The organism is Pseudomonas sp. GW821-FHT01D09 (assembly GCF_059422465.1).
This window is the reverse complement of record NZ_JBWKWY010000006.1, coordinates 44,863-70,674: the sequence shown is the minus strand read 5'-3', so window position 1 is coordinate 70,674 and position 25,812 is coordinate 44,863. Positions and strand designations below refer to the sequence as shown.

Here is a 25,812-nt window from a genome sequence, read left to right as displayed (position 1 = left end):
CGATAGCGGTGGATCAGTCCTATATATTGACTGACACGCCGCCATCGCGGGCAAGCCCGCTCCCACATTGGGTTCGGTGTTTACAGCAAACCGCCGCCGTCGATGTCGATCACGCTGCCGGTCATAAAGCCATTTTCCATGGCCATCAAATAACCCGCCGCCACCTCCTCCGCCTGCCCCACACGCCCTACCGGCAACGCCCCACCCGCCTTGGCGAACATGCCCTGACGCTGTTCCTCAGGCATCCCCGCGTATGCCGGCGTGTCGATCACCCCTGGGCTGACCACATTGACCCGCCGTGGCGCCAGTTCCTTGGCCAACTGCTTGCCCAACGCTTCGGTCGCGGCATTGATGCCGACCTTGATAAATTGCCCCGGCACCAGCTTGCGCCCGAGCTGCCCCGAGGTGAGGACGATGCTGCCGCGCTCGTCGAGAAAAGGCAGCGCCTGCTGGATTGCGCGCAAGGCGCCCCAGAGCTTCACATTGAAGTTGTCCTGGGCCAGTTGCAGGTCGGTGTCCTGCAGGTGCTTGGCCTGGACCGCCGGGCCCGAGGTGAAGACCAGGTGATCAAAACGCCCCACCGCTTCGAACAGGCGCTGCAGGGCGGCGCTGTCGGTGACGTCCACCGGCTCGCTGCGCACGCCATTGTCGACCGTCGACGACAGGCGTCGCCCTGCCAGTACCACATGCGCGCCACGGGATGCCGCCTGTCGGGCGACTTCGGCACCAATGCCGCTGCTACCGCCAATCACCACCACGGTTTGGCCCTTGAGGGGAGATGTCATGGGAACTGCCTCGTCCTGAAAAAATGAGCGTTCATCTTCCCAGCTTGGCAATCGTGGAAAAATCCCGGTAAAACGACAGGATCTTTAAAGGATTTTTACAAATGAGCTCAATCCTTGACCTGGAAGTGTTTGTGCGCACCGCCGACAGTGGCAGCCTCTCGGCGGCCGCCCGCAGCCTTAGCCTGACCCCGGCCGCCGCCAGCATTGCCCTCAAACGCTTGGAAACTCGCCTGGGCATGCGCTTGCTGGCCCGCTCCACCCGCAGCATGCGCCTCACCGAAGAAGGCCGGCGTTACCTGGACAGCGTGCGGGTGGCCCTGGAAGCCCTGGCGGAAGGCGAACAGGCGATCAAGCAACACGGCCAGAGCCTCAGCGGCTTGCTGCAACTGTCCGCGCCCTCGGATTTCGGACGCAATGTACTGCTCGGTTGGCTGGACCAGTTCAAGCGCGAACACCCGAATATCCGCCTGCAATTGCTGCTTAACGACAGCAACGCCGACCTGTTCCGCGAAACCGTGGACATCGCCCTGCGCTTTGGCGTGCCAAGGGACTCCAGCCTGGTGGCGCTGCCGGTGGTCGCCGATCACCGCCGTATCGCCTGCGCCAGCCCGGCGTACCTGGCACGCCACGGCACACCCCAGGTGCCGGCCGAGCTGGCGCAGCACAGCACCCTGCGCTACATGCGCCAGGGCCGCGCCAACAGCACCTGGTATTTTCGCCAGGGCACGTTGCTGGAAGATGTCGAAGTGGGCGGCGACTACCTCAGTGATGACGGGGAAATCGTGCGGCGCTGGGCCCTGGCCGGCCACGGTATTGCCTACAAGGCCAACCTGGATGTAGCCGGCGATATCAAGGCCGGGCGCCTGGTACCGTTGTTCGGCGAATGGCAAGGCGAGCCCACGCCCTTCAACCTGATGTGCCCCCATCGCCTGCAAGTGTCGGAGCGGGTCAAAGTGCTGCATCGCTTCTTGCAGGCGCGCGCTGGCGAACTGCTCGCCGAATAAGCGCAACACAACGCAAAAACGCTCTAGCGCGGGCCCCTCGGCACTGTACAAAATCCAACAGCAATTCAACAAAGGTGTGTTTTTTTGGCATAAGCGGCCCGCTGTTTAAAACCAAAAACCCCACAAAAACACCCTTCTGCTCTTGGCATGCTTTCTGCTCTATCCCTGCCAGAGATTGACTATACGAATAGAAACTCGCCTCCACTCGTAGCCAATCACAGGGAATGCACAATTGAAGTTGATCTCAAGGCCTCTGCCGCCACTCGCCTCCAGTTCGTTTAAAACCGCCAGCGCCCTGACCTTGATCCTCGCCACCCAATGGGCCCACGCCGAGGATTCACGCCTACAGACCGTGACGGTGCAAGCCAGCAAGATCACCGCCAGCGAAGAAGCCCGGCTCAAGCTCGACGAGGTGGCCGGCGGCGTCAGCCTGGTCAAGGCCGCCGAGGTCGAACGCGGCCGCTCGGCAACCCTGGAAGACACCCTCGCCTATCAGCCCGGCGTGTATGCGCAGTCGGCGGGTGGCAACGATGCAATCAAGATTTCCATCCGCGGCTCCGGGGCCAATACCTCGCCGGGGTATTTTCGCGAAGGCACCAAGTTCCTGTTCGACGGCCTGGCCCTGACCGGTTCCGGCGGTACGCCCTATGAGTTGCTGGAAACCCAGGGCCTGGACTACACCGAAGTGCTGCGCGGGGCCAATGCCTTCCAGTACGGCGCACTGTCGTTGGGGGGCGCGATCAATATGGTGACCAACTCCGGCCTGACTGCGCCGGGCAATCACGCGCGCTTGGAGGCTGGCAGCTTTGGCTGGCGCAAGCAGCAACTGAGCACCGGCGGTGTAGTCGGCGATAGCGACTACTACGTCAGCCTGAGCAACTCCGAACGCGACGGTTACCAGGACTGGACCTTCACCAAGGCCAAGGGCGTGGTCACCAACTTCGGCTACCGCTTCAACCCCAAGTTGGAGACCCGCCTGTTCGTACGCTACCGCGAGGAATATCACGAAAGCTCCGGCACCCTGACCAAGGCCCAGCTCAAGCACAACTCATCGCACACCAACCCGGTGGCCCTGGCCAGCCGCGATGACTCAACCAAGCGCGGCTCGACCTGGGTCGGCAGCAAGACCACCTATACCTTCGACGATGACGCCACCCTGGATTTTGGCCTGGTCTATCACAACTACCCGCAGGTGCTGTACCGCAAGAGCACGGTCAACCCCAACTACTGGGACTGGCGCGACCTGAACCTGTCGCTGACCTATAACCGCAGCGACCAGATCCAGGGCCATACCAGCAATACGTCCCTGAGCCTGACCAGCACCCAGCACCTGCAGGCCGGGGTCAAGACCTACAACGGCAACCCGGCCGCCAGCACCTACGGCGCCTTGCAGAAACAGGCGCGCTACACCGGCTCGTTCGACCGCGTGTTTGCCGCCGGCAATGACCTGCAACTGACCGACCGCCTGTGGCTGTCCACCGGCCTGTCGCTGAGCCAGATCAAGCGCGATATCGAGGTGCGCTACTCGGACCGCGCCAACACCTCGCCCTACCCCGACCACTACAACTACGACAGCTGGAACGTCGCGCCGCGCCTGGGCTTGCGCTACGAAATCACGCCGAACTTCCAGGTATTCGGCAACGTCAGCCGCTCTATCGACCCGCCCAGCAGTTGGTCGTCGTCGGGCTCCGGGGTGGCCAGCAACTACGCCAAGACCCTCACCGAGCAAAAGGCCAATACCGTGGAGTTTGGCGTGCGCGGCAAAGCCGGGATTTTCGACGGCAGCCTCGCGGTGTATCGCTCGTGGATCAAGGACGAACTGCTCACCGTCGAAGTGATTCCGGCCACCCGTACCACGGCGGCGGTCAACTCCACGTCCAACGCCAGCCCGACTATCCACCAGGGCATCGAAGCCGGCCTGGACACCCAGCTGTGGCAGAGCGCACGCGGTGAAACCGTCAGCCTGCGCCAGGCCTATACCCTCAACGACTTCTACTACCGTAACGACGCGCGCTTTGGCGCCAACGAGCTGCCGGGGCTGCCCAAGCACGTGTACCAGGCCGAGCTGCAATACCGCCATCCCGACGGGTTCTATGCAGGGGTCAATGTGCGCTCGGTATCGAGTACCGCCGTGGACTACGCCAACACCCTGTATGCGCCCTCCTACACGATTTTCGGCGCCAAGCTGGGGTATGAGGCCCCGAGCAAGAAATGGCAGGTGTACCTGGACGTGAAAAACCTCACCGACCAGAACTACGTCACCGCCATCCAGCCGATCTATGACGCCCAGGGCAAGGACGTCGCCGCGCTGTATCCGGGGGACGGCTTTGGCGCCTTCACCGGTGTGGCGTTCAACTTCTAAGGTGGGAGCCTTGACGATGCCGATCAATCACTGGAGCAGGTTTGGCCTGCTCCTGGGGTTGCTGCTGGTGGGCGCCTGCTCGCCGGACACCCCACCGCCCAACTCGGTGCAACGGGTGGACGGGCACCTGGACGCCCAGGGCCTGCTCAGCTACGACCCTAGCGACTACCACCAAACCCGCCAGGGCACGCCGGGCGGCACCCTGCGCATGTCAGCCGCGTTGGATACCGGCACCTTCGATGTGCATTCCAGCTACCACGGCAACGTGCAATGGCTGGCGCGCATCGTCTACGACTGCCTGTTGTACCAGGACGAAAACGGCAAGCTCTCGCCCTGGCTGGCCAAGTCCTGGGACGTCTCGCAAGATGGCAAGACCTACACCTTCCACCTGCGTGACGACGTGACCTTCAGCGACGGCGAAAAATTCAACGCCGAAGCGCTGCGGGTCAACCTGGAGCATATGCGCGACCCGGCCACCAAATCCCCCCTGGCCGCCGCCTATATCGCGCCCTACATCGAGGGCCGGATCATCGACGACTACACCTTCGAGGCCCGCCTGCGCGAGCCCTACTCGCCGTTTTTGTATGTGTTGGCCCAGTCCTGGCTGAGCATGGTCTCGCCCAAACAGATCCGCGAAGCGCCCAGGAGCATCGCCGAGCACCCCATCGGATCCGGGCCGTTCGTGCTGCAAAGCTACACCCGCGAACAAGGCGCGACTTTTATCAAGCGCGCCGATTACCACTGGGCACCACCGGTCACCCGGCACATCGGCCCGGCCTACCTGGACCGTATCGAGCTGAGAATCGTCCCCGAGGCCATGACCCGCTACAGCACCCTGCAATCCAAACGCTCGGACTTCACCCTGGATGCCCCGGCGCAGAATACGGCGGCGATGCGCGCCTCGCAGAACCTGGTGGTGCGCAATCGGATCCGCATGGCCAGCCCTTATCGCAGCCTCACCTTCAACACCCTGCGCTTTCCATTCGACGATGTGCGGGTGCGCAAGGCCATCGCCCAGGCCATCGACCGTGACGGCCTGGCCTGGATTGCCGGGTTCGGCGAGTTCTTGCCCAAGAGCGATTACCTGGCGGTGAACACGCCGTTCTACGACCCGGCCTACCGCGATGTCTTGAAATACGACGTTGACGCCGCCAACCGCCAACTGGACGAAGCCGGCTGGACCCAGCGCGATGCCCAGGGCTATCGGCTCAAGGACGGCCGGCGCCTGGCGGCGCAACTGCTGGGCTTTGAAAGCCCGTCATTCCCCAGCAACGTCGCGGTTGCCGTGCAGGCGGACGTGAAGAAAGTCGGCATGCAACTGCTCATTCAGATGCTGCCCCTGGCCCAGCTCAGCGACCGCCGCACGGCGGGCAACTACGACGCCATCGGCGGCGGCTATTGGCACACCAACACCCCCGACGGCCTGTACATCCTGTACCACAGCGACTCGCGCGCCTCGCCAGGCAAAAGCGGCAACAACCTCAGCAACCTCAGCGACCCGCACCTGGACCAACTGCTCAGCGCCGCCCGCCGCGCCCATGACCCGGTGCAACTGCAAGCCCTGTACAGCGCCGCGCAACAACGCCTGACCGAAATGGTGCCGGCGGTGCCGGACTTCGAGAGCCAGGTGCTGATTGCCTATCGCACGGCGGTCAAGGGGCTGATCTTCGACACCGTGCACAACACCCCATTTTTTACCAGCGTCTGGCTGGACCAGGAGGCACCATGAAACGGCTTGCCGCTCGACTACTGGCCGGCCTGGGTGTGCTGTGGGGCGCGGCCACCCTGACCTTCGTCGCCATCCATTTCAGTGCCGGCGACCCGGTGCTGGCGATTCTCGGCGGGCCGGACGCCATCCCCACCCCGCAGCAATTGGCCCAGGTCCGCGAGGAATATGGCTTTGACCAACCGTTGTGGGTGCAATACGGGCGCTATGTGGGGCGGATCGCCCACGGTGATTTCGGTGAGTCGTACCGCTTGCGCATTCCCGTCACCGAGGCCATCGGCAAGCAAATCGGCGCCACCCTGCAACTGGCCCTGAGTGCGGCGCTGCTGGCCATCGGCCTGGCCCTGGCCAGCGCCGTGCTTACCGCCAAGCGCAATCCCTGGGTGCGCCGTGTGGCTTCGGCCAGCGAGCTGGTGTTGTCGTCATCGCCGTCATTCGTGCTGGGGATTTTGCTGTTGCTGGTGTTTTCGTTCCAGTGGCCGGTGCTGCCGCCGGCAGGCTCCAATGGCTGGCAAACCCTGGTCCTGCCGACCATCGCCCTGGCGCTGCCGATTGCCGGGATGCTCAGCCAGGTGCTGCGCCAGGAGCTGGAAGACATCCTCGAACAACCCTTTATCGCCATGGCCCGCGCCCGTGGTCTGTCGCAGACCGCCGTACGTCTGCGCCACGCGCTGCGCCATGCCCTGGTGCCGCTGGTGACCTTGTCCGGGTTCATCTTCGCCAGCCTGCTGGGGGGTGCGGTGGTCACGGAAATGCTGTTCGCCCGCCAGGGTATCGGGCGAATGATGCTTGATGCAGCCGTGGCCAAGGATGCGCCGGTGGTGCTGGGGATCACGTTGTTGGCGGCGCTGGTTTATGTGGTGGTGAACCTGGTGGTGGATGTGCTCAACGGGTTGATTGATCCACGGGTTAAACCGCGATGACGGCTGATTCACACAGGCTGCTTTATGTGGGCTTGTGTGGGAGCGGGCTTGCCCGCGATAGCGGAGGATCAGTTGATAAATAGTTGACTGATACACCGTCATCGCGGGCAAGCCCGCTCCCACAGGGGATCATCGACAGCTTTGAATCACTTATTTCAGATCAGGAACCGAACATGAGCCACTCCCATCTGCACACACGCTTCGCCCCGATTTTCCAGCGCATTGCCCAAGGCGCGGTGCAACGTGAGCAGGAGCGTACCCTGGCCTTCGACGCCGTCGATTGGCTGAAAACCGCAGGTTTCGGCGCCCTGCGCGTACCGCGCAGCCAGGGCGGCCTCGGCGCCAGCCTGCCGGAGCTGTTCGCCTTGCTGATTGAGCTGGGCAGCGCCGACTCGAACCTGCCCCAGATCGTGCGCGCGCATTTCGGCTTTGTCGAAGGCCGGCTGGTCAGCCTGGATCGCGACTCCCAGGCATACTGGTTGCCCAAGGTGGTCGCCGGGCAATTGTGGGGCGCGGCCATGGCCGAGCGCAGTGACACCACCAGCAACTCGGTAACCCTCAAACCCACCGCCGAAGGCTGGCAACTGGACGGCCAGAAGTATTACTGCACCGGCACCTTGTATGCCGACTGGATCGCCGTGGCCGCCGCCGACGGGGCCGACTTTATCAGCGTGGTGGTGCCCACCGATGCACCCGGCGTGACCCGCGTGGATGACTGGGACGGTTTTGGCCAGCGCCTAAGTGGCAGCGGTACTACACGCTTCGACCAGGTGACGGTGCTCGAACATCAGCTACTGCGCCGCTTCAAGCCCGACGAACTGCGGGCCGAGTCGTATATCTCGGCGTTCTACCAGTTGTTCCACCTGGCGACCCTGGCCGGGATCGCCCGCGCCGCGTTGCGCGATGCCGTCGAATTTGTCCAGGGCCGCACCCGCGCCTTCGGCATTCCCGGGCAATCCAGCCCGCGCCTGGATCCGTTGGTGCAACGGGTGATCGGCAAGCTGTCGAGCCTGTCCTATGCCGCCGACAGTCTGGTGCAGAGTACCGCGCAGGTGTTACAAACCACCCATGAGGCCGTGCTCGACGGCTCCATTAGCGAGGCACACTATGTCAACGCGGATGTGCGCACCTACCAGGCCCAGCAAGTGATCCTGCCCCTGGTGCTGGAAGCCACCAGCCTGCTGTTCGAGGTCGGCGGTGCCTCGGCCACCAGCCAGGTGCGGCGCCTCGACCGGCATTGGCGCAATGCCCGCACCCTGGCCTCGCACAACCCGGCGATCTATCGCGAACGGGCCCTGGGCGATTTCTACCTCAACGATATCAGCCCCGCTGCTGCCTGGCGCGCCGCCCAGGCACAGGCGGTGGCCGACCACCCCGAACAGGCCAGCGCTCGTGACGAAGCCAGCGCCGTCTAACTCAGGAACCTGCATGAAAAAGCATATGAGCATTGGCATGAACATCCTCGGTTTCGGCGCCCACGCGGCGGCCTGGCGGGTCGGCGAAGTACCGGCCAATGCCTACCTGGATGTGGAGTACTACCGCACTATCGCGCGCATCTGCGAACGGGGCTGCCTGGATGCGATCTTCCTCGCCGACGGCCCGGCCCTGGTGGGCGATGTGGCCACGCAACCGCTGGGCCGCCTGGAGCCGACTATCCTGCTGACCGCCGTGGCCCTGGCCACACAGCGCATCGGGGTGATCGCCACCGCCTCCAGCACCTATAACGACCCCTACAACCTGGCGCGGCGCTTTGCCTCCCTGGACCATATCAGCGGCGGCCGCGCCGCCTGGAATGTGGTGACCAACGCCACCGACGCCGCCGCGCAGAATTTCGGCCTGGCCAACCAGTTGCAGCACGAACAGCGCTATGCCCGCGCCGAAGAGTTTATCGACATCGCGTGCAAGCTCTGGGACAGCTGGGAGGACGACGCCGTCATCGGCGATGCCGTCAACGGGCGCTATGCCCACCCCGGCAAGATCCACCCCCAGGACTTTGTCGGCCAGCACTTTTCCATCAAGGGCCCGCTGAACCTGCCGCGCTCGCCCCAGGGCCGGCCGGTGCTGGTGCAGGCGGGCTCGTCGGAGGGCGGCAAGGCCCTGGGTTCGCGCTATGCCGATGCAATTTTCACCACCCAGACCAGCCTGGAAGATGGCCAGCACTTCTATCGCGACATGAAACAACGCGCCCAGCAATGGGGACGCAACCCCGAGCACCTGAAAATCATGCCGGGCCTGTCCACGGTGATCGGCAGCAGCGAGGCCGAGGCCCAGGCGCGCTTTGATCAACTCAATGCCTACCACGGCGAACAGGGCCTGATTCAACAAGTGGCCACGCGGATCGGCATTCCGGCCGAGGAACTGGCGCTGGATGCGCCACTGCCGTGGGCGCGGATCGGTGAGATCGGCACCTATGAGAAAGGCTCCCAGGGGTTTCTCGAAGCCCAACTCAACCTGGCCCGCCGCGAAGGCCTGACCGTGCGCGAACTGTCGCGGCGCATCCTGGTCGGCCATCGCCTGCTGGTGGGCACCCCGGAACAGGTGGCGGACAGCCTGGAACACTGGTTTCTTGCAGGCGCCGCCGATGGCTTCAACATCATGCCGGACATGTTTCCTTCAGGGGTCGAGGTGTTTGTCGATGAGGTGGTGCCGCTGCTGCGCAAGCGCGGGGTGTTCCGCCATGAGTACAGTGGCAGCACGTTGCGTGAGCACCTGGGGTTGCCGTACCCGCAGAGTCAGTATGCGAGGAGCCGGGCATGAGCACCTATGCAGCTCCCTGGCACTTTACCCTTGCCTTGCCGAACACCTTTCGCCCCGGCCTGTCACTGGCCTGGCTGTTCGTGCTCGGCTTGCTGATCGCGGCGCTCGTGCCGCACTGGCTGACCAGTACCGACCCACTGGCCGCCGCCGCCCGCAACGCCTACCTGCCGCCCGGCAGCAGCCATTGGCTGGGCACCGATGAAAACGGCCGCGATGTACTTGCCCGCTTGATCCACGGGGTGCGGCCTTCACTGTTGATGGGCCTGGTGTCCACGGCCATCGGCCTGGGCGCCGGAATCCTCCTCGGCCTGGCGGCCGGGCTGGGGCCGCGCCTGGTGGATGGCGCGATCATGCGCTTGATCGATGTGCTGCTGGCCTTTCCCGACTTGCTGCTGGCCCTGGTGATCATCACGTTCTGGGGCCAGGGCCTGTGGATCACCCTGATCGCGGTGGGCGTGGCAAGCATCCCGCGTTTTGCACGGATGGTGCGCGCGCAGACCCTGGTGGTGCGCGATGCCCCCTACGTCGAAGCCGCCACCACCCTCGGTCGGCATCGCGCCGCCGTGGTGCTGCGGCATGTGCTGCCCAATGCGGTCAAGCCGATCTTGATCCTCGCCACCATCGGTATCGGCCATAACATCATCACCGGCGCGGCGTTGAGCTTTCTCGGCTTTGGCGCCTCACCGCCCGCGCCGGAATGGGGTTCGATGCTCGCCATGGGCCGCAACTACCTGGCCAATGCCTGGTGGCTGGTGGCCTGGCCGAGTGTGGCGATCATCCTGACGGTGGTGTCGATCACCGCCCTTGGCCGGGACTGGCTGGCGCGCAGCGAGGGTAAATCCCGATGAGTCCGTTAGTGGAGGTGCAAGACCTGCGGGTGCAGTTTGGCCACACAGCGATTATCAAGGGCATCTCGTTCAGCCTGGCCGCCGGTGAATGCCTGGCGCTGGTGGGCGAGTCCGGCTCGGGCAAGACCGTCACCTCACGCACCCTCAGCGGCCTGAGCGGCGCCGGCTCGCGGGTGCAGGCCGAGCGCCTGGCGTTTGCCGGCACCGACCTGCGCCAACTGGACGACCGCGCCTGGCAGACCCTGCGCGGTGCGCAGATCGGCTGTGTGATGCAGGACGCCCTTGGTTCCCTCGACCCGCTGCGCCCGGTAGGCCAGGAAATTGCCGAACCGTTGCGCCTGCACACGGCGCTGGACCGCCATGGGCGCCAGGCGCGGGTGATCGAGTTACTACGCGCGGTCGGCGTGCCGCAGCCTGAGTTGCGCGCCTTGCAGTACCCCCATCAACTGTCGGGCGGCCTGCGCCAGCGCGCACTGATTGCCTCGGCGATTGCCGCCGGCCCGCGCCTGTTGATTGCCGATGAGCCGACCACGGCGCTGGACGCCACGGTGCAGGCCCAGGTCCTGGCCCTGCTGGAGTCCCTGCGCTCCCAGGCCATGGCGATGCTGGTGGTCAGCCATGACCTGGCGGTGGTGTCGCGCCTGGCCGACCGGGTGGCGGTGATGCATCACGGGGTGATTGTCGAGCAGGGTCCGGTGGAGGCGATCCTGCATGACCCACAACACCCTTACACCCAAGCGCTGCTGCGGGCCGGGCGCGCCGTGCATTTCCAGCGCCCGGCCCGGGCCGCGCCGAAGGTGGCGAGTATCGAGCGCTTCGACCTGCCGCTGATCGAGGCGCGCAACCTGCAAAAAACCTTTATCGGCCCCGACGGCCAGCCCCATGTCGCGGTGCACAACGCCAGCTTCAGCCTGCGGGCCGGGGAAACCCTGGGGATTGTCGGCGAGTCCGGCAGCGGCAAGACCACCCTTACCCGCATGCTGCTGGGCCTGGAGCGCCCGGACGCCGGCGATGTGTGGCTCAACGGCCGGCCCTGGAGCGCGCTGAGTGCGCCACAACGCCGCCAACTGCGCCAGCGCATCCAGGTGGTGTTCCAGGACCCGCAAAGTTCGTTCGACCCACGCTACACCGTGGCCCGCGTGCTTGACGAGGCGCTGCACGTCGCCGGCCTGCCGCGCCGGGAATGGCCGGCGCGCACCCTGGAGTTGCTGGAGTTGGTGCACCTGGATGCCAGCGTGCTCAACCGCCGCCCCCTGGAACTTTCCGGCGGCCAGCGCCAACGCATCGCCATTGCCCGCGCCCTGGCGCCCAACCCCCAGGTGCTGGTGTGCGACGAGCCGGTGTCGGCCCTGGATGTGTCGGTACAGGCGCAGATCCTCGCGCTGCTGGCCGACCTCAAGTCACGCCTGAAACTGGCCTGCCTGTTCATTTCCCACGATTTGGGGGTGATCAACCAGGTCAGCGAGCGGGTGCTGGTGATGAAGGACGGCGAAGTGGTGGAAAGCGGCCCTGTGCGCGAGGTGTTTGACCATCCCCAGCATGCCTACACCCGCGCCCTGCTCGATGCTATCCCGCAGATCGACCGCCCGGCCCCGGCGCCCGCACACCACTTCATTACTTACGCCATTGCCATATAAGGATGGTCATGCGCTTTTTGTCCGTGCCAGAGCTGTTCTAGCGCCTTACGCTCTGGTATTGCATAGCAACTGTCCGCGCTTTTGAGGAGTTCACCATGATTTACCGCACACTGGGCCAGTCCGGGCTCAAGGTCAGCGCACTGACCCTGGGCACCATGATGTTTGGCGAACAGACCCACACCGAAGACTCGCTGCGCATCATCGACAAGGCCTGGGACCAGGGCATCAACTTTATCGACACCGCCGATGTCTACACCGGCGGGCGCTCGGAAGAGATTGTCGGCGAAGCCATCAGCCGCCATCGCGCCGACTGGGTCGTGGCCTCCAAAGTCGGCTTCGGCCCGCCGGACGGCCTGCCCAACCGCAGCGGCCTGAACCGCAAGCGCCTGTTCAACGCGCTGGAAGCCAGCCTCACCCGGCTCGACACCGACTACCTGGACATCTACTACCTGCACCGCGAAGACCACGACACCCCACTGGAGGTCACGGTTTCGGCGATCGGCGACCTGATCCGCCAGGGCAAGGTCCGTTACTGGGGGCTGTCCAACTACCGGGGCTGGCGCATCGCCGAAGTGGTGCGCGTGGCCGAACGCCTGGGGGTCGACCGGCCAATCATCAGCCAGCCGCTGTACAACATCGTCAACCGTCAGGCCGAGGTGGAACAGATCACCGCCGCAGCCGCCTATGGCCTGGGCGTGGTGCCCTACAGCCCGCTGGCCCGTGGCGTGCTCAGTGGCAAGTACGCGCCGGACATCACCCCCGAAGCCGGCAGCCGCGCCGCACGCCAGGACAAACGCATCCTGGAAACCGAATGGCGCGTGGAGTCGCTGCGCATTGCCCAGCAGATCCAGCAGTACACTCAGGGGCGTGGCGTGGGGATTGTGGAGTTTGCGATTGCCTGGGTTTTGAACAACCAGGCGGTCAGCTCGGCGATTGTCGGGCCGCGCACCGAAGCGCAGTGGGACGCCTATACCGGCGCGCTCGGTGTGAAGATCAGTGCTGAGGATGAGGCGTTTATTGACTCACTGGTGACACCGGGGCATGCGTCGACAGCGGGGTTCAATGATGTGGGGCACTTTGTCTCCGGGCGCATTCACCGCGCCTGAGCCCCCGTGGGAGCTGGCTTGCCTGCTCCCACATCAACCCAGCGGCACATCCAGGCTGACCTTGACCCGGTCCATCACCACAATGCTGCGAAACCACTTGATATTGCGGTTCTCGTAGAACAGCGTGCGGGCCAGGGTTTCGTAGGCCTTCATGGTTTCCACCACGATCACCAGCATGAAATCCGCATCGCCGGTGACGTAGTAGCACTGCTGCACTTCAGGGATCGACATCTGCGCCTTGAGCACGTCGAGGTCTTCGATATGGGTGCGTTCGGCGTGCACCTCCACCAGGATGGTGATCGGTTTGCCCACCGCCTCCTGATTGACCACCGCCGTATTCGCGCTGATCGCCCCGCCCTGCTGCATGCGCTTGATGCGCCGCTGTACGGCGGCGGTCGACAGGTTGACCTGTTCGCCAATCACCCGCAGTGCGGTGGTGTTGTCACGCTGTAGGTGCTTGAGAATCGCGCGGTCGAAATCATCCAGGGGCGGCTGGGGGCTGGCGGGCATGCTGGAGAACCTTGGGCGTGAGAAAATTTCCCATAAGATGCCGTAAAACAGAGCAAACGTCTCACCTCAAAAGCAATATATTCCCACCTGAAATGCCCCCTCTTTTGTTTGAATCGGTTTGGCGAGGACTGTGTGTCTAAAGGTGTTGTTTTATCGGTAGCGGCCTCGGTGTTGTTTGCCGTGATGTATTACTTCACATCACTGCTTGCACCCTTGAGCGGCCTGGAGATTTTTGGTTGGCGCATGTTGCTGACCGTGCCGTGCATGACGGTGTTCATGGTGGTCAGTGGTGAGTGGCGCCAAGTGTGGGAATTGTTGCAATTGCTCGCGGGCAAGCCCCGGCTGATCGGTGGGATTGTGCTGTCGTCGGTGCTGCTGGGGGTGCAATTGTGGCTGTTTATGTGGGCGCCGCTCAATGGCCGCAGCCTGGATGTGTCCCTGGGCTACTTCCTGCTGCCGCTGACCATGGTCCTCACCGGGCGCCTGGTGTATGGCGAAAGGCTCTCGCGGCTGCAACTGATCGCGGTGGTGTTTGCGGCGATTGGCGTGCTCAACGAGCTGTACCAGGTGGGCGGTTTTTCCTGGGCGACGCTGCTGGTGATCATCGGCTACCCGATCTACTTCGTGCTGCGCAAACGCCTGGCGACCGATCACCTGGGCGGCCTATGGCTGGACATGGCGCTGATGCTGCCGGTGGCCCTGTGGTTTGTGCAAAGTGGCGAACAGGGCTTCGCCGTGCTGGATGCACACAAAGGGTTATATGGTTTGATCCCGATGCTCGGGCTGATCAGTGCTTCGGCGCTGGTGTGCTACATCATCGCCAGCCGGCTGTTGGCGTTCAGCCTGTTCGGCCTGCTCAGCTATGTGGAGCCGGTGCTGTTGCTGGGGGTGGCCTTGCTGCTGGGAGAAAGCATCGGGCCGGGTGAGTGGCTGACCTACATCCCGATCTGGCTGGCCGTGATGGTGCTGGTGTTCGAGGGGTTCAAGCACCTGGTGCGTCAACGCCGGGCTTGAGGGTACAGGAGCCGGCCAGCCGGCTCCTGTAGGGTGCGGGATCAGTCGGTGGTCAACACACCACGACGGACCTGGTCACGCTCGATGGACTCGAACAGGGCCTTGAAGTTGCCTTCGCCGAAGCCGTCATCCCCCTTGCGCTGGATAAACTCGAAGAACACCGGGCCCATCAGGGTTTCCGAGAAGATCTGCAGCAGCAGGCGCTTGTCGCCGGCCACGGACGAACCGTCCAGCAAAATACCCCGCGTCTGCAACTGCTCCACCGGTTCACCGTGGTTTGGCAGGCGGCCTTCGAGCATTTCGTAGTAGGTGTCGGGCGGCGCCGTCATAAAGCGCATGCCGATCTTCTTCAACGCATCCCAGGTCTTGATCAGGTCGTCGGTGAGGAAGGCCACGTGCTGGATGCCTTCGCCGTTGAACTGCATCAGGAACTCTTCGATCTGGCCCGCGCCCTTGGACGACTCTTCGTTCAACGGGATGCGGATCATCCCATCGGGGGCGCTCATGGCCTTGGAGGTCAGGCCGGTGTATTCGCCCTTGATGTCGAAGTAACGCGCTTCACGGAAGTTGAACAGCTTCTCGTAGAAGTTGGCCCAATAGGCCATGCGCCCGCGGTAGACGTTGTGGGTCAGGTGGTCGATGACCTTCAGGCCGGCGCCCACCGGGTTGCGGTCCACGCCTTCGATAAACACGAAGTCGATATCGTAGATCGAGTTGCCTTCGCCGAAACGGTCGATCAGGTACAGCGGCGAGCCGCCGATGCCCTTGATGGCCGGCAGGTTCAGTTCCATCGGGCCGGTTTCGATATGGATCGGCTGGGCGCCGAGTTCCAGGGCACGGGTGTAGGCCTGTTGCGAATCCTTGACGCGGAACGCCATGCCACACACCGACGGACCGTGCTCGGCGGCAAAGTACGAAGCGATGCTGTGGGGTTCGTTGTTGAGGATCAGGTTGATCGCGCCCTGGCGGTACAGGTGCACGTTTTTCGAGCGGTGGCTCGCAACCTTGGTGAAGCCCATGATCTCGAAGATCGGCTCCAGGGTGCCCGGGGTCGGCGATGCGAATTCGATAAATTCAAAGCCCATCAGGCCCATTGGGTTTTCGTATAGATCTGCCATGATTTGGCGCCTCATCATCTTTTTAGAATTAAGTAAATTAATTGCCAGCAAGGATGAGGTAGGCCGGTGGCGCACAGGAAATGCCCCGCACGCTGCGGGCGAGGAAGTCACCGTAGATGAGTTGGAACCCGAGTAGCTTCATGGTTGGATCGGTCTCTTACGGGCGTCTCTGGCGGACGAGGCCTGCATGGAAACAGGCGCTTATTCTTGTATGCGTAAATTGATTCTACACAGCGTAAACCACTTTGTCCGTATTCCTTATCAAATCCCTATGCCCGGGCGGGCGCAAGGGGTTTGTTGCACAGGTAGATGCCCAGCAGGATCAGCACCGCGCCGCCGAACATCGGCGTGTTGAGTTGCTCGCCCAGCAGCAACGCGCCACAGACCACCGCCGTCAGTGGGTTGAGGGCAATAAACACCCCGGCCCGGGTCGCCCCGATACGCCGGATGCCGTCGTAATAACCGATGTAGGCCAGGGCCGAGCCCAGTACCCCGAGGTAAAGCAGGCCCAGCAGATGGGGCCAGTGGATGGCCCCCAGCGCCTGCACCGTCAGCCTGCCCGTCACCACGGTGGCGAGGCACAGCATCAAGGTGCCCAGCAGCACCGACCAGGTCACCGTCTGCAAGGGGCCAAGGCTGTGGTTCAACTCACGGGAACCCAGGGAATACACGCCCCAGCTCAGCACACAGCCGAAAATCAACAGGTCGCCGACCCATGCATCCGCCCTGCCCTGCAACAGCCACGGGTCGCGGCTGACAATCACGCCCGCAGCGCCAGCCAGGCACAGGACGATCCCCAGCAGCTTGCTGCGCCCCAGCCGCTCCTTGTACAGCCAACATGACGCCAGGCCGATCACCGCCGGGTTGAGGGCCACGATCAGCGAGGCGCGTGAAGCGTTGATAAAGTGCAGGCCATAGAAGAAACACAGGTTGTAGAAAAAGATCCCGAAAAACCCCAGCAGCAGCAACCGCGCCATCTGCGCAGGTGCGGGACAGGCCAGGGGGATACGCGCAAAGGCCATGAACAGCAGCAATGCCAGGCTGGCCAGGACAAAGCGCAGGCTCGCCGTCAGCAACGGATCCAGGTCCGCCGCGAGGAATCGGCCGGCAACAAAAGTACCGCCCCAGAGCATGGTCACGGCCGCCAGCTTGGCGTAGGTCAGGCGGTCGCCGGCAAGTACAAGGGTTGAGCTGGGCATAAGGATCCTGAGTATTGAAGAGGCGGTTTGGCGTATTCTTTTCCTAATGCCCAGTCATCGTAAAATGAGTAAAACCTCATGACCCTCACCCAATTGGAAATCTTCTCGCTGGTGGCGCAACTGCACGGGTTCACCAGCGCTGCCCAGCGCCTGGGCATCAGCCAGTCAGCGGTGTCCCACGCCATCAAGTCGCTGGAGCAGGAACTGGGGGTGGAACTGTTCCGCCGCCAGCAGTCACCGGTCGAACTCAGTGATATCGGCCAGCAACTGCTGCTGCGCGCGCGGGCGATGCTCGGGCTGGCCAACACCTTGCAACAGGAAGCGGCCGATGCCCGGGGCATGAAAAGCGGGACCTTGCGCATCGGCTCCTTCGGGCCAACCGCATCCATTCGCCTGTTGCCCAGGATCCTCGACCCCTTTTGCCAGGCCCATCCGGGAATCGAAGTGCATGTGGACGAGGGCCCTGATCGCCAGGTGCTGCAATGGCTCGACGAGCGGCGCATTGACGTGGGCTTTGTGGTGTTGGAACAGGAGCGCTTCGACACAGTTGCGCTGTTCGAGGACCAGATGGTCGCCCTGCTGCCCCTGGGCCATGCCCTCGCCCACCAGGCCAGCGTGACACTCAAGGAGCTGTGCCACGACCCGTTTATCCTGACCGAGGCGGGCTCTTCGGAGTTGGTGGAACGGTTATTCCACAGCGCCCGGCTCAAGCCCAACGTGCGTTACCGCTGCTCGCAACTGCTCAGCACCCTGGACACCGTCAGCCGGGGCGCAGGCGTGAGTGTGGTGGCCCAGGCTTCGCTGCCGCAGGACAGCCAGCTGCGCTACGTGCAACGGCCATTATCGCCCAACGTGCCACGGCAGATCGGCTTGGCGGTGCTGGACCGTCGCCAGTCCTCGCCGGCGACCCTGGCGTTTATCCAGATGGCGCAGCAACTCTCCCCTTTATAAAACCAACGCCTACAGGGGGCTGAGCGGCGCTTCATGGTTGCGGGCGTGGCCGTGATCGTCCAGGGTGGTGAAGTGCACCCGCGCCTCGCCCGCCCCACTGCCCGGCGCCCCATGCAGGGTCACGATAGCGCTGGATCGGGGAGCCAGCATGGGCGGGTCATCATTGCGGTACTGACGCCCTTCGATCCCCAGTACAACGCTGGCCAGGCTCACATGATAGGCACTGGGGTTTTGCACCTGCAGGGTGACGCCCTTGAGCACACGCCACTGCAGGCCCTGGGCGGCGGCCTCCGCCCGCCCTGGCGACAGCGGCGGACGCAGGAACAGTTTGATCCGGCTGCGGAAGGCGAGCTGCAACGCATGGCTCGTGTCCGCTGCGGGCCGGATACCCAGCACGTTGAGCCAATACACCTGCTCCACATCCGACTGCGCCGCCGCCCCATGGTAGGCCACTCGCAGCGCCTGGCCTTGGCCGGCGTCCATGCGCAGGATCGGCGGGGTCACCGTGAACGGTACATCACTGTCTTCAGGACGGGCCCGGGGGTCGCCCGCATCAATCCACACCTGCACCAGGCGCGGGCTGTCCGCCTCATTCGTCAGGTTGACCGTGACCTGCTCCGAGGTAGCCGGGTAAATGATACGGGTCCGGTCAATCACGATTTCACCCCGTGCGCTCCACGCCAGGCCTATACCCAGTATTGCCAGCGCCAGACGCATCCAGGCGCTGCTCATCGGTAGCTCAAGGTAAAGGTAGCCAGGCCATTGGCCGTGCCAGGGCGTACGGCGGGTTCGGTCTGGATGTAACGGGCCGTCAGCGGAATCAGGAAACTGCCATTGCTCGTGCTGCCGGCCTGCCACTGGTTGGGGTTGCCGATGGCGTTGGCGTCCGCGCCATAGCTCACTACGGTGCTGCCGTGGAGCAGTTGCAAGGCGATGCCGGAGGCGGTGGAATCCCCAGTCAGGGTCAGACGGTCACTGCGGTTGGCCGGCTGGGTCTGGTCGGTCACTGTCACCAGCACATCCTGCTGGCCCCCTGTCCCGCCCGCGCACTGCAGTTGAATATCGCGGGTGGCGCTGCCGGCGATACTGCCCACTCCCCCCCTGAACTCGGTCACGGCCACAGGGCCCAGATTGATCGGGACCGAGGGCGTGGCGACCGAGCAGGTGGGTTTCAGGGGTGGCCCGACAGCGATCGTGCCGAAGGTAAATAAATGCGCCGCATTGAAATCGGGGTGAACCCTGAACTGCGCGAACGGCCGCGAGAATATCGGCCCACCCTGGACCGCGCCGGTCACGAAGAACACCACGCGCACGCGTACGCCCCAGGTGGCAAGGCCAGGGCGCATCGGCCCGCGCAGGTTCGAGATGCCTTGGTTGATAAACTTCCACTCCCCACCGTCACGGTCCTGTGCCATCACGCCAAATCCCACGCCTGGCGTGCCCGTGGCAAAAATCGGCAGCGATAACCCGGAATGGCCAAAGTACTTGCCGGTAAAACCCATGTTATTGGGCACGCTCATGTACGACCAATGATCAGAAAGAACGCCAACCCCGTAGGAGCAACTCAGGGCGTTGGGGGAGTCGAGCACATACCCCTGGGGGTTGCCCAACACCTGCCCCATCTGCGGGTTGGCCGGCACACTGATGGGCTCAATGGAAAGCACCACGGGAGGTGCCGGGCTACACCGGGCATTGGCTTGTACGTCGCATGCCGACACCACGCCGACGATCATCAACGTTGCCAGCAGCGCACAGCGCTTGGGTACGCGGCCAGGCCGGGTTGTCGGGTTCATCGCGCCGTGACCTCCCGACCGGGTGCCATGCCCACGCATTGGCCCTGCAACAGATCGGCCCGGGTCTGGCGTCGGGCCGCCTGGGGCGGCAAGCGGTAGTGGATATAACAACGGTCGGCGGCCGTCTCGCTCCATTTGACGGTGAGCGTACCGCGCTCGGCGATACCCCTGACAAACGCTTTACTGGCCTGGCCAATGACCCCGACTTCGCCACCCTGCTCATCGAACACCTGGGCGGCGAATGGCAGCGGCTGGCCGTTTTCCCGCAGGGCCTTGACCACCACCGCACGGCCGGCCACCGTGGCGAACCGCAGGCGCGCCAACGCCCCGGAGGTGGGCACAATACGTTGCGTCGTCTCCTGCAGCTCTACGTCATAAGCGCTGCCCGCAGGATCGACCCCCACGGTATTGGGCTGGAATGCCCTGAGCGAAGGCACCACGGCATAGCCCTGGCGATCCACCCGCAGGTGGTTGCCATTGCTCAAGCGCGCGCCCTGCGCATGGGGGACATGTACCAGGGCGGCGGCTTCGCCAAGGTAGTGAGAGAACGTCAGGCCCTCTTCGTGGAGCACCATCCCACCGTCGGCGCTGAACGACCATTGGCTGCTGTCCTGGCTCTGGCCATAGCCTAGCCGCAGGGCCGCCGTGCTGGCGTTGTACCCGGCATACCCGTTGAAACTGCCCTGGGCGGCCCCTGGGGTTGCAGCGCGGCTGCCGGTGAGGCCGTAGTTGAGCGTCGCGTCGTCATCGAGCATGCCGCTGATACCGACTTGCTGCTGGCTGCCGCGGCTGTCACCGGTACTGCGACTGAGGCTGCTGCTCAGGCTGGGGGCGCGTGCGCTACTGCCCACGGGCATGGACAATGTGACCATCAGGCGGTTATCGACTTGGCCGGCGTTGTGCGAACGGGCAAAGAATAGCGATTCGCTGTCCTCCTGCTGGCTGGCCGTGTGAGCGGTTTTGACCCGGGAGCGTTGTGCGCTGAGGTTCCAGTTGAGTGTGCGCCAGGTGGCGCCGTAACTCAGATTAAAGGCGGTTTCCTGGCCCAGGCGCGGCCCCCAATATTGGGTAGAGCTGACATAGAACCCCAGCGTGCCCTGCCCCAGTTGCTGGCTGACGGTGAGGTCGACACGCTGCTTTTGCCGGGCGTAAATGCTCGCGTTCTGGCCTTGGCGGCCCAACTGGCGCACGTTGATGGCATCCGTCAGGTTCAGGTAGCCCTGCGTGGAAAAACGATAAGCACCCAAGACCAGGTGAGTCCCCGATTGCGCCAGGTGTTTGTTGTAGCCCACCCCTATATTCTGCCCCGACAGCTCTCCACTCCCTGGCACCTGCGTGCGCGAAGTCGTAGTGTCCAGGGAAAATGCGCCCACGCCTGTATTCAGGGCCAACCCGGTTTTGCCCTGGGCGTAGCCCTGGGAAACACTGGCGCCGCCATACAGCGTCAGATCGTCCAGCACACCCTGCTGCAGGGTGCCCTGGAACGCCAGGGGCGCCTGGCCCTCCACGCCCTGTTGACGGACCTCGCCAAGCGCCAGGCTGTAGCGGCTCGCGCCATGGCGCAGCAGCTGCGGCGCCACCGAGAAAGGCACGCTGTAGCTGTATTGGCGGCCATCGACCTCCCGCACCGTGACCCTCAGGTCGCCGCCACCTGTGGGGTACAAGTCAGTGATGACAAAGGGCCCGGGCGCCACTGTAGTCTCGTAGATCGTATAGCCGTCCTGGCTGACCGTGACCGTGGCATTGCTGTCGGCGATGCCCCGCACCACCGGGGCATAGCCTTGTTGCGATGGCGCAAGCATTTGCTCATCGGTGCCCAGGCTGATCCCCCGCATGCGAGCGCTTTCCAGGATCTGGCCACTGCTGAAGCTGTCGCCCAGAGTCAGGCGCGAATGCCAGGCACCCAGGCTGCGCTGCACGTAGGTCGCGGTATTCTGATAGCGCTCGGCACCGCGCCTGGAATCCCAGGACTGCGCGCCTTGGTGACGCAGGCGCCAACTGCCCAGGTTGATGCCACTGTTAAGCCCCAGGTACCCACGGTCTGCACCGCTGCCTGCTGTCATGGTCGAGGCGCTGAAGTTGTAGCTGAGCAAACCGGCATCGATCCCCTCATCCCACTGGGACGGATCGACGCCATCACGGGCCGCCGGCGTCAGGTACACCTGTGGCACGCTGAGGGCCAATTGCAGGGCACCGGGATCAACGGTGCTGGAGGCCATGGGGATCCATTGCGCCAAGTCCCCGCACATTGGGCCGGGGGCCACGGGCAGGCCAGCCGGCCGGTCGCCGTCGACCTTGTCCTGGGCCACGCCCAGGCGGGCCAGTAGCGGCCAGTCCAGGCAAGGGACTACAGCGTCCTGGCCGGGCAGCCCGATGAAATCCAGGGCATGGCGCCCGGCCGGCTGGCCATTGACCAACACATCGACGCGATACTTGCCGGGAGCCAAGCTGTCGTGGCGGTTGAACCGGGAAATATCGACACCCGGTGCAAGGCCACTGGAAAAGGCTTCCAGGTCGAAGGTCACCGACGACGCCAACGCCTCGGGGCAAAAAAACGCCGTAACGATCTGGCTGGCAGCCACAAGGCCGGGAAGGTACAGGGCTGGCAGGGGGAAATACCTGCGCATCCAGATTTGCATGTAAAAAAACATAAGTCAGGTTTCGTATCGCTAGAGAGGTGCCCGTTGGGGTGCCGAGAAACCACCGAAATCGTCGATGTACTGGAACTGCACCTGGGCATCCTCAGGCACCGTCTGCATCAATGGCGGCAAGGCCAGATCCAGGCTGGCGTAGGGTGCAACCATGCCTTGCTGGTCGGTCAGGATCCGTGCGGCTTCCGCCTGGGGCCCCATGGCCAATGCCACTTCATGAAACGTCACATGGAAAGGCGACGGATTGAATACCCGCAGCACCGCCTGTTTGCCGGTACGCAAGGTCCAGGTCAGTTGACCCGGCGCGTCCTGGGGATTGCCCGCCAAGCCATGGGGCCGGAAAAACACCTTGGTGCGAATGCGAAAGGCAAAACGCAAGCGGTTCTGGCTGTCTTCGGCGGTGGTCACGCCTGGCTTCTGGCCTTCGGGCGGCACCTCCAGCACATTCAGCCAAAACAGCGACTCCTTGTCGGCGGGCAGCGGCTGCTGGGTGTAGGCCAGGCGTATGGCCTGGCTCTTGCCCGGATCCAGGCGGAACACCGGCGGGCTGATACTGAACGGCACATCGCTGTGTTCGGCTGCCAGCCGGGTATCACCATCATCCATCCAGACCTGGACCAGGCGTGCGGCTTGCCGGTCATCGTTGGTGACCTGCACGGTGATTTCCCGGCGCGGCTGCGGGTAGACCTGGCGTGTGCCGCTGATGACCACCCCCGCCTGCACCTGCCCGACGGCCAGGCACAGGCAGAGCGCAACCTGAAGACGCAGCGGCAAACTAGGCATGGTCGGCACCCTCACGGGTCAGGACTGAACGTGGGTGTGGTACGCGCTCAGGGGAAAACCACTGAGTACTGCACCGCCGTACTGACCAGCCCGACCCCCGCCGCGCCGCCCGTGGCTACATACCGTGCGGCAAAGGGCAATGTCGCCAGGCCTGCGGTGACGGTGGCCGTGGTCGACGCATGCCCCGTGCGCAAGTCCAGCGGCTTGAGGGTGGCGCCGTCGATAATCTGCACTTCCACTTTGGCGGCGGCAGTTTTTGGCGCCGTGTTCCGCAAATTGCCCGTCGCGGGGTTGATGGCTGGGCTGGTGCTTTCATACAACACCGCGACCTTGGTCGCATCCGCGCAACTGGCACCACCGCCCACATAGATGAAGAAAGGTTTCGAGCTGGCGGTTGCACCGTCGCTCGCCAGGGCGCTGGCTTGCACCTTGTCCAGGACCACCGGGAAGTTCGCACCGGAACCTGCGACACCGCCGGTTCCACCGCTGATCGTGCAGGTAGTGCCGGTGATTTCACCGGTCAGGGTGATGGTGCCATCTGCCGCAATAGCCAGGGGGGCGATAAAACCGCTAGCAAGCAGCAGGACACTCATCAATAAATTGCTTTTCATGACACAAGTTTTCCTAAGCGTTAAGTAGATGCCCATCCAAATGACAGGCAGGAACAAGCCCACCCGCAGGATTCGGGCTTGCTGACACAAAAAGTTTTCAGGTCTTGAATCGTCGCCTCTTCCCGAGGCGGCGAACGGTTCCGGGCACAGGACCGCTGATACTCTTATTAGGGCCGCCATCAATCCAGACAATAACGCAATGGACCAGGCGGCTTTTAATCGTCAAAATATGTTGCAAAGTTTGGCAAGGTTAAAAAACATCCACAACTAGCTAAGTGGCTAGGTCAGCCCACCGAAACAGGCTTATTTCCCATAGGCCAACTATCATGCTGATATCCGACGCATCGCCTGTAATCGTTGCCAGGCGCCTCCCTTATTCCGCTACAGGCTGCGCACATGCCACTGACCCTCAAAGGCCCGCGAAAACGCGTCGCCCGCAACTTGATCACCGCATTGTGCGGGCTGTTGCCGATTTTGCTCGGGGTGCTCATCCTCCACCTGCAGGCCGAACGGACCCTGGAACAAAGCACCGCGCAGACGGCCATCGAGGCCGTGCGCCAGTTTGACCTGATGCTCGACAACACCGCCCTCGCCGCCCAGGCGCTGCTCCCCCTGGCGGGCAAGGACTGCGACAGCACCGCGCAACTGGCGCTGCGCGAGCAGGTCACCCGCCGGCCCTTTGTCCGCGCGACCACCTTGTCGTGGAAAAAAACCATTTATTGCAGCTCGTTGTTCGGCAGCACCTACGTGTCACCGGTCAACCCTGACGACTACGTCAACGGTCGCCTGTGGTTGATGAATGGCAACCCCGTCACCCCCGATACCGCCCTGCTGGTGTATCGCCTCGTTGAGGGTGACAAGGCCGCGTTTGCTTCGATTGACGGCTACCACCTGACCAACGCCCTGCGCCTGATCAGCCGTTACGCCGACCTGGTGTTGCAGGTCGGCCCCAACTGGCTGGGCAGCGATGGGAAGGTCCAACAGACTGCCACCCCGGTGTTTGCCGTAGCCCACCAACACCTCGCCTCCCAGCGCTATGCCTACAGCGTGGAAGCCGGCATGCCCGAGGGTGAAGTCTGGCGCTATATGGAAGCGCGCTACCCGGCGCTGTTCAGCCTGGTGGTGTTTTTCGGCGTATTGGCAGGGGTGTTGACGCACTGGTTGCAAAAGCGCTCGTCGGCGCCCACCCATGAACTGCAACGGGCGCTGGATGCCCACGAGTTTGTGCCGTACTACCAACCGGTGGTACGCGGCGACAGCCTGCAATGGGCCGGCTGTGAAGTGTTGATGCGCTGGAACCACCCGAAGGAGGGCCTGGTACGCCCGGATCTGTTTATCCCCCTGGCCGAGCACTGCGGCCTGATCGTGCCAATGACCCGGGCCTTGATGCGCCAGACGGCCACCCAACTGGCCCCCCATGCCGGGCGCCTTGGCGGCAACTTTCACGTGGGCATCAACATCACGGCCAGGCATTGCCAGGACTTGGCGCTGGTCCAAGACTGCCGCGAATTCCTTGCCGCCTTCACCCCGGGCCAGGTCCTGTTGACCCTGGAGCTGACCGAGCGCGAATTGATCGAACCCACCGACGTGGCCCGCCAGCTCTTTCAGGCCCTGCACGAACTGGGGGTGCTGATTGCCATTGATGACTTCGGCACCGGCCACTCCAGCCTGGCTTATTTGCGCAACTTCAACGTTGACTACTTGAAGATTGATCAAAGCTTTGTCGCGATGATCGGGGTCGATGCATTATCGCGGCATATACTCGACAGCATCATTGAACTGTCGGCCAAGCTTGACTTGGGCATCGTCGCAGAGGGCGTGGAAACACAAGAACAGCGCGATTATCTGGCGGCGCAAGGCGTGGACTTTTTGCAGGGCTACCTGTTTGGTCGCCCGCAGCCTTTTGACGCGTTCATTAAATCTTTTCACAGCCATTGAATGGCCATCTAGCGCCACAATGAAATATTGTTATTTATACAAAAGACATGATTTACTCGTGGCTCATTAACTACTACAATTTTTCCTGCCTGCGCT

The 25,812-nt window shown here is 63.5% G+C and carries 21 protein-coding genes; 12 read left to right on the top strand and 9 right to left on the bottom strand.

Annotation, left to right across the window (positions count from 1 at the left end; translation table 11 throughout):
* Positions 1 to 80 precede the first annotated feature (80 nt).
* Positions 81 to 785: an SDR family oxidoreductase gene (locus AC07W7_RS08850; RefSeq protein ID WP_169990260.1), complete on the bottom strand. Its 705-nt coding sequence runs from the start codon at positions 783 to 785 to the stop codon at positions 81 to 83.
* 101 nt (positions 786 to 886) lie between these two features.
* Between AC07W7_RS08850 and AC07W7_RS08845 the strand changes: the two genes are divergently transcribed.
* The 9 genes from AC07W7_RS08845 to AC07W7_RS08805 all read left to right on the top strand — a co-directional run bounded on the left by AC07W7_RS08845 (position 887) and on the right by AC07W7_RS08805 (position 13,148).
* Positions 887 to 1,789 (top strand): LysR family transcriptional regulator, encoded by a 903-nt coding sequence (locus AC07W7_RS08845; RefSeq protein ID WP_495039131.1) that lies wholly within the window; start codon positions 887 to 889, stop codon positions 1,787 to 1,789.
* Between the two features lie 232 nt (positions 1,790 to 2,021).
* On the top strand, positions 2,022 to 4,151 hold the full coding sequence (locus AC07W7_RS08840) for a TonB-dependent receptor family protein (protein ID WP_495039130.1): 2,130 nt from the start codon (positions 2,022 to 2,024) through the stop codon (positions 4,149 to 4,151).
* A gap of 16 nt (positions 4,152 to 4,167) precedes the next feature.
* On the top strand, positions 4,168 to 5,880 hold the full coding sequence (locus AC07W7_RS08835; RefSeq protein ID WP_495039129.1) for an ABC transporter substrate-binding protein: 1,713 nt from the start codon (positions 4,168 to 4,170) through the stop codon (positions 5,878 to 5,880).
* Positions 5,877 to 6,800, top strand: coding sequence for an ABC transporter permease (locus AC07W7_RS08830; RefSeq protein WP_495039128.1), 924 nt, complete (start codon positions 5,877 to 5,879; stop codon positions 6,798 to 6,800). The genes AC07W7_RS08835 and AC07W7_RS08830 overlap by 4 nt, the downstream gene beginning before the upstream one ends.
* A 173-nt stretch (positions 6,801 to 6,973) precedes the next feature.
* On the top strand, positions 6,974 to 8,215 hold the full coding sequence (locus AC07W7_RS08825) for an acyl-CoA dehydrogenase family protein (protein ID WP_495039127.1): 1,242 nt from the start codon (positions 6,974 to 6,976) through the stop codon (positions 8,213 to 8,215).
* A gap of 13 nt (positions 8,216 to 8,228) precedes the next feature.
* The gene (locus tag AC07W7_RS08820) at positions 8,229 to 9,557 is read left to right on the top strand and encodes an LLM class flavin-dependent oxidoreductase (RefSeq protein WP_099168378.1); all 1,329 of its coding nucleotides are present in this window, start codon (positions 8,229 to 8,231) and stop codon (positions 9,555 to 9,557) included.
* Positions 9,554 to 10,405 (top strand): ABC transporter permease, encoded by an 852-nt coding sequence (locus tag AC07W7_RS08815; RefSeq protein ID WP_495039126.1) that lies wholly within the window; start codon positions 9,554 to 9,556, stop codon positions 10,403 to 10,405. The genes AC07W7_RS08820 and AC07W7_RS08815 overlap by 4 nt, the downstream gene beginning before the upstream one ends.
* Positions 10,402 to 12,042 (top strand): dipeptide ABC transporter ATP-binding protein, encoded by a 1,641-nt coding sequence (locus tag AC07W7_RS08810; RefSeq protein ID WP_495039125.1) that lies wholly within the window; start codon positions 10,402 to 10,404, stop codon positions 12,040 to 12,042. The genes AC07W7_RS08815 and AC07W7_RS08810 overlap by 4 nt, the downstream gene beginning before the upstream one ends.
* Before the next feature lie 95 nt (positions 12,043 to 12,137).
* Positions 12,138 to 13,148 (top strand): aldo/keto reductase, encoded by a 1,011-nt coding sequence (locus AC07W7_RS08805; protein ID WP_495039124.1) that lies wholly within the window; start codon positions 12,138 to 12,140, stop codon positions 13,146 to 13,148.
* Positions 13,149 to 13,181: 33 nt separating this feature from the next.
* Here AC07W7_RS08805 and AC07W7_RS08800 read toward each other — a convergent pair whose 3' ends face one another.
* Entirely contained in the window at positions 13,182 to 13,658 is a 477-nt protein-coding gene (locus AC07W7_RS08800) for an Lrp/AsnC family transcriptional regulator (protein ID WP_076960799.1), read from the bottom strand.
* Between the two features lie 132 nt (positions 13,659 to 13,790).
* Between AC07W7_RS08800 and rarD the strand changes: the two genes are divergently transcribed.
* The gene (gene rarD, locus AC07W7_RS08795; protein WP_076961130.1) at positions 13,791 to 14,672 is read left to right on the top strand and encodes an EamA family transporter RarD; all 882 of its coding nucleotides are present in this window, start codon (positions 13,791 to 13,793) and stop codon (positions 14,670 to 14,672) included.
* Between the two features lie 41 nt (positions 14,673 to 14,713).
* Here rarD and hppD read toward each other — a convergent pair whose 3' ends face one another.
* Positions 14,714 to 15,790, bottom strand: a complete 1,077-nt coding sequence (gene hppD / locus AC07W7_RS08790; protein ID WP_076960798.1) for a 4-hydroxyphenylpyruvate dioxygenase — start codon at positions 15,788 to 15,790, stop codon at positions 14,714 to 14,716.
* Between the two features lie 269 nt (positions 15,791 to 16,059).
* On the bottom strand, positions 16,060 to 16,989 hold the full coding sequence (locus AC07W7_RS08785) for a DMT family transporter (RefSeq protein ID WP_076960797.1): 930 nt from the start codon (positions 16,987 to 16,989) through the stop codon (positions 16,060 to 16,062).
* A gap of 78 nt (positions 16,990 to 17,067) precedes the next feature.
* Between AC07W7_RS08785 and AC07W7_RS08780 the strand changes: the two genes are divergently transcribed.
* On the top strand, positions 17,068 to 17,940 hold the full coding sequence (locus AC07W7_RS08780) for a LysR family transcriptional regulator (RefSeq protein WP_495039123.1): 873 nt from the start codon (positions 17,068 to 17,070) through the stop codon (positions 17,938 to 17,940).
* Between the two features lie 9 nt (positions 17,941 to 17,949).
* On the opposite strand, the gene AC07W7_RS08775 is transcribed toward AC07W7_RS08780, so the two are convergent.
* From AC07W7_RS08775 to AC07W7_RS08755, 5 genes are read right to left on the bottom strand one after another with little or no spacing between them, the layout of a single operon-like run.
* Positions 17,950 to 18,672, bottom strand: a complete 723-nt coding sequence (locus AC07W7_RS08775; protein ID WP_495039122.1) for a fimbrial biogenesis chaperone — start codon at positions 18,670 to 18,672, stop codon at positions 17,950 to 17,952.
* The gene (locus AC07W7_RS08770; RefSeq protein WP_495039121.1) at positions 18,669 to 19,733 is read right to left on the bottom strand and encodes a fimbrial protein; all 1,065 of its coding nucleotides are present in this window, start codon (positions 19,731 to 19,733) and stop codon (positions 18,669 to 18,671) included. The genes AC07W7_RS08775 and AC07W7_RS08770 overlap by 4 nt, the downstream gene beginning before the upstream one ends.
* Positions 19,730 to 22,372 carry a fimbria/pilus outer membrane usher protein gene (locus tag AC07W7_RS08765; RefSeq protein WP_495039120.1) on the bottom strand — a complete coding sequence of 881 codons (2,643 nt, stop codon included), beginning with the start codon at positions 22,370 to 22,372 and terminating at the stop codon, positions 19,730 to 19,732. The genes AC07W7_RS08770 and AC07W7_RS08765 overlap by 4 nt, the downstream gene beginning before the upstream one ends.
* A 30-nt stretch (positions 22,373 to 22,402) precedes the next feature.
* Complete coding sequence (locus AC07W7_RS08760) at positions 22,403 to 23,167, bottom strand: fimbrial biogenesis chaperone (RefSeq protein WP_076960794.1); 765 nt, start codon at positions 23,165 to 23,167, stop codon at positions 22,403 to 22,405.
* 47 nt (positions 23,168 to 23,214) lie between these two features.
* Complete coding sequence (locus tag AC07W7_RS08755) at positions 23,215 to 23,778, bottom strand: fimbrial protein (protein ID WP_169866657.1); 564 nt, start codon at positions 23,776 to 23,778, stop codon at positions 23,215 to 23,217.
* Positions 23,779 to 24,174: 396 nt separating this feature from the next.
* Between AC07W7_RS08755 and AC07W7_RS08750 the strand changes: the two genes are divergently transcribed.
* Positions 24,175 to 25,716, top strand: coding sequence for an EAL domain-containing protein (locus tag AC07W7_RS08750; RefSeq protein ID WP_495039119.1), 1,542 nt, complete (start codon positions 24,175 to 24,177; stop codon positions 25,714 to 25,716).
* Positions 25,717 to 25,812: the final 96 nt, after the last annotated feature.

Coding starts and splice junctions, on each gene's coding strand:
- AC07W7_RS08850 (WP_169990260.1), bottom strand. CDS start 785: ATGACATCTCCCCTCAAGGGCCAAACCGTGGTGGTGATTGGCGGTAGC.
- AC07W7_RS08845 (WP_495039131.1), top strand. CDS start 887: ATGAGCTCAATCCTTGACCTGGAAGTGTTTGTGCGCACCGCCGACAGT.
- AC07W7_RS08835 (WP_495039129.1), top strand. CDS start 4,168: ATGCCGATCAATCACTGGAGCAGGTTTGGCCTGCTCCTGGGGTTGCTG.
- AC07W7_RS08830 (WP_495039128.1), top strand. CDS start 5,877: ATGAAACGGCTTGCCGCTCGACTACTGGCCGGCCTGGGTGTGCTGTGG.
- AC07W7_RS08825 (WP_495039127.1), top strand. CDS start 6,974: ATGAGCCACTCCCATCTGCACACACGCTTCGCCCCGATTTTCCAGCGC.
- AC07W7_RS08820 (WP_099168378.1), top strand. CDS start 8,229: ATGAAAAAGCATATGAGCATTGGCATGAACATCCTCGGTTTCGGCGCC.
- AC07W7_RS08815 (WP_495039126.1), top strand. CDS start 9,554: ATGAGCACCTATGCAGCTCCCTGGCACTTTACCCTTGCCTTGCCGAAC.
- AC07W7_RS08810 (WP_495039125.1), top strand. CDS start 10,402: ATGAGTCCGTTAGTGGAGGTGCAAGACCTGCGGGTGCAGTTTGGCCAC.
- AC07W7_RS08805 (WP_495039124.1), top strand. CDS start 12,138: ATGATTTACCGCACACTGGGCCAGTCCGGGCTCAAGGTCAGCGCACTG.
- AC07W7_RS08800 (WP_076960799.1), bottom strand. CDS start 13,658: ATGCCCGCCAGCCCCCAGCCGCCCCTGGATGATTTCGACCGCGCGATT.
- hppD (WP_076960798.1), bottom strand. CDS start 15,790: ATGGCAGATCTATACGAAAACCCAATGGGCCTGATGGGCTTTGAATTT.
- AC07W7_RS08785 (WP_076960797.1), bottom strand. CDS start 16,989: ATGCCCAGCTCAACCCTTGTACTTGCCGGCGACCGCCTGACCTACGCC.
- AC07W7_RS08780 (WP_495039123.1), top strand. CDS start 17,068: ATGACCCTCACCCAATTGGAAATCTTCTCGCTGGTGGCGCAACTGCAC.
- AC07W7_RS08775 (WP_495039122.1), bottom strand. CDS start 18,672: ATGAGCAGCGCCTGGATGCGTCTGGCGCTGGCAATACTGGGTATAGGC.
- AC07W7_RS08770 (WP_495039121.1), bottom strand. CDS start 19,733: ATGAACCCGACAACCCGGCCTGGCCGCGTACCCAAGCGCTGTGCGCTG.
- AC07W7_RS08765 (WP_495039120.1), bottom strand. CDS start 22,372: ATGCAAATCTGGATGCGCAGGTATTTCCCCCTGCCAGCCCTGTACCTT.
- AC07W7_RS08760 (WP_076960794.1), bottom strand. CDS start 23,167: ATGCCTAGTTTGCCGCTGCGTCTTCAGGTTGCGCTCTGCCTGTGCCTG.
- AC07W7_RS08755 (WP_169866657.1), bottom strand. CDS start 23,778: ATGAAAAGCAATTTATTGATGAGTGTCCTGCTGCTTGCTAGCGGTTTT.
- AC07W7_RS08750 (WP_495039119.1), top strand. CDS start 24,175: ATGCCACTGACCCTCAAAGGCCCGCGAAAACGCGTCGCCCGCAACTTG.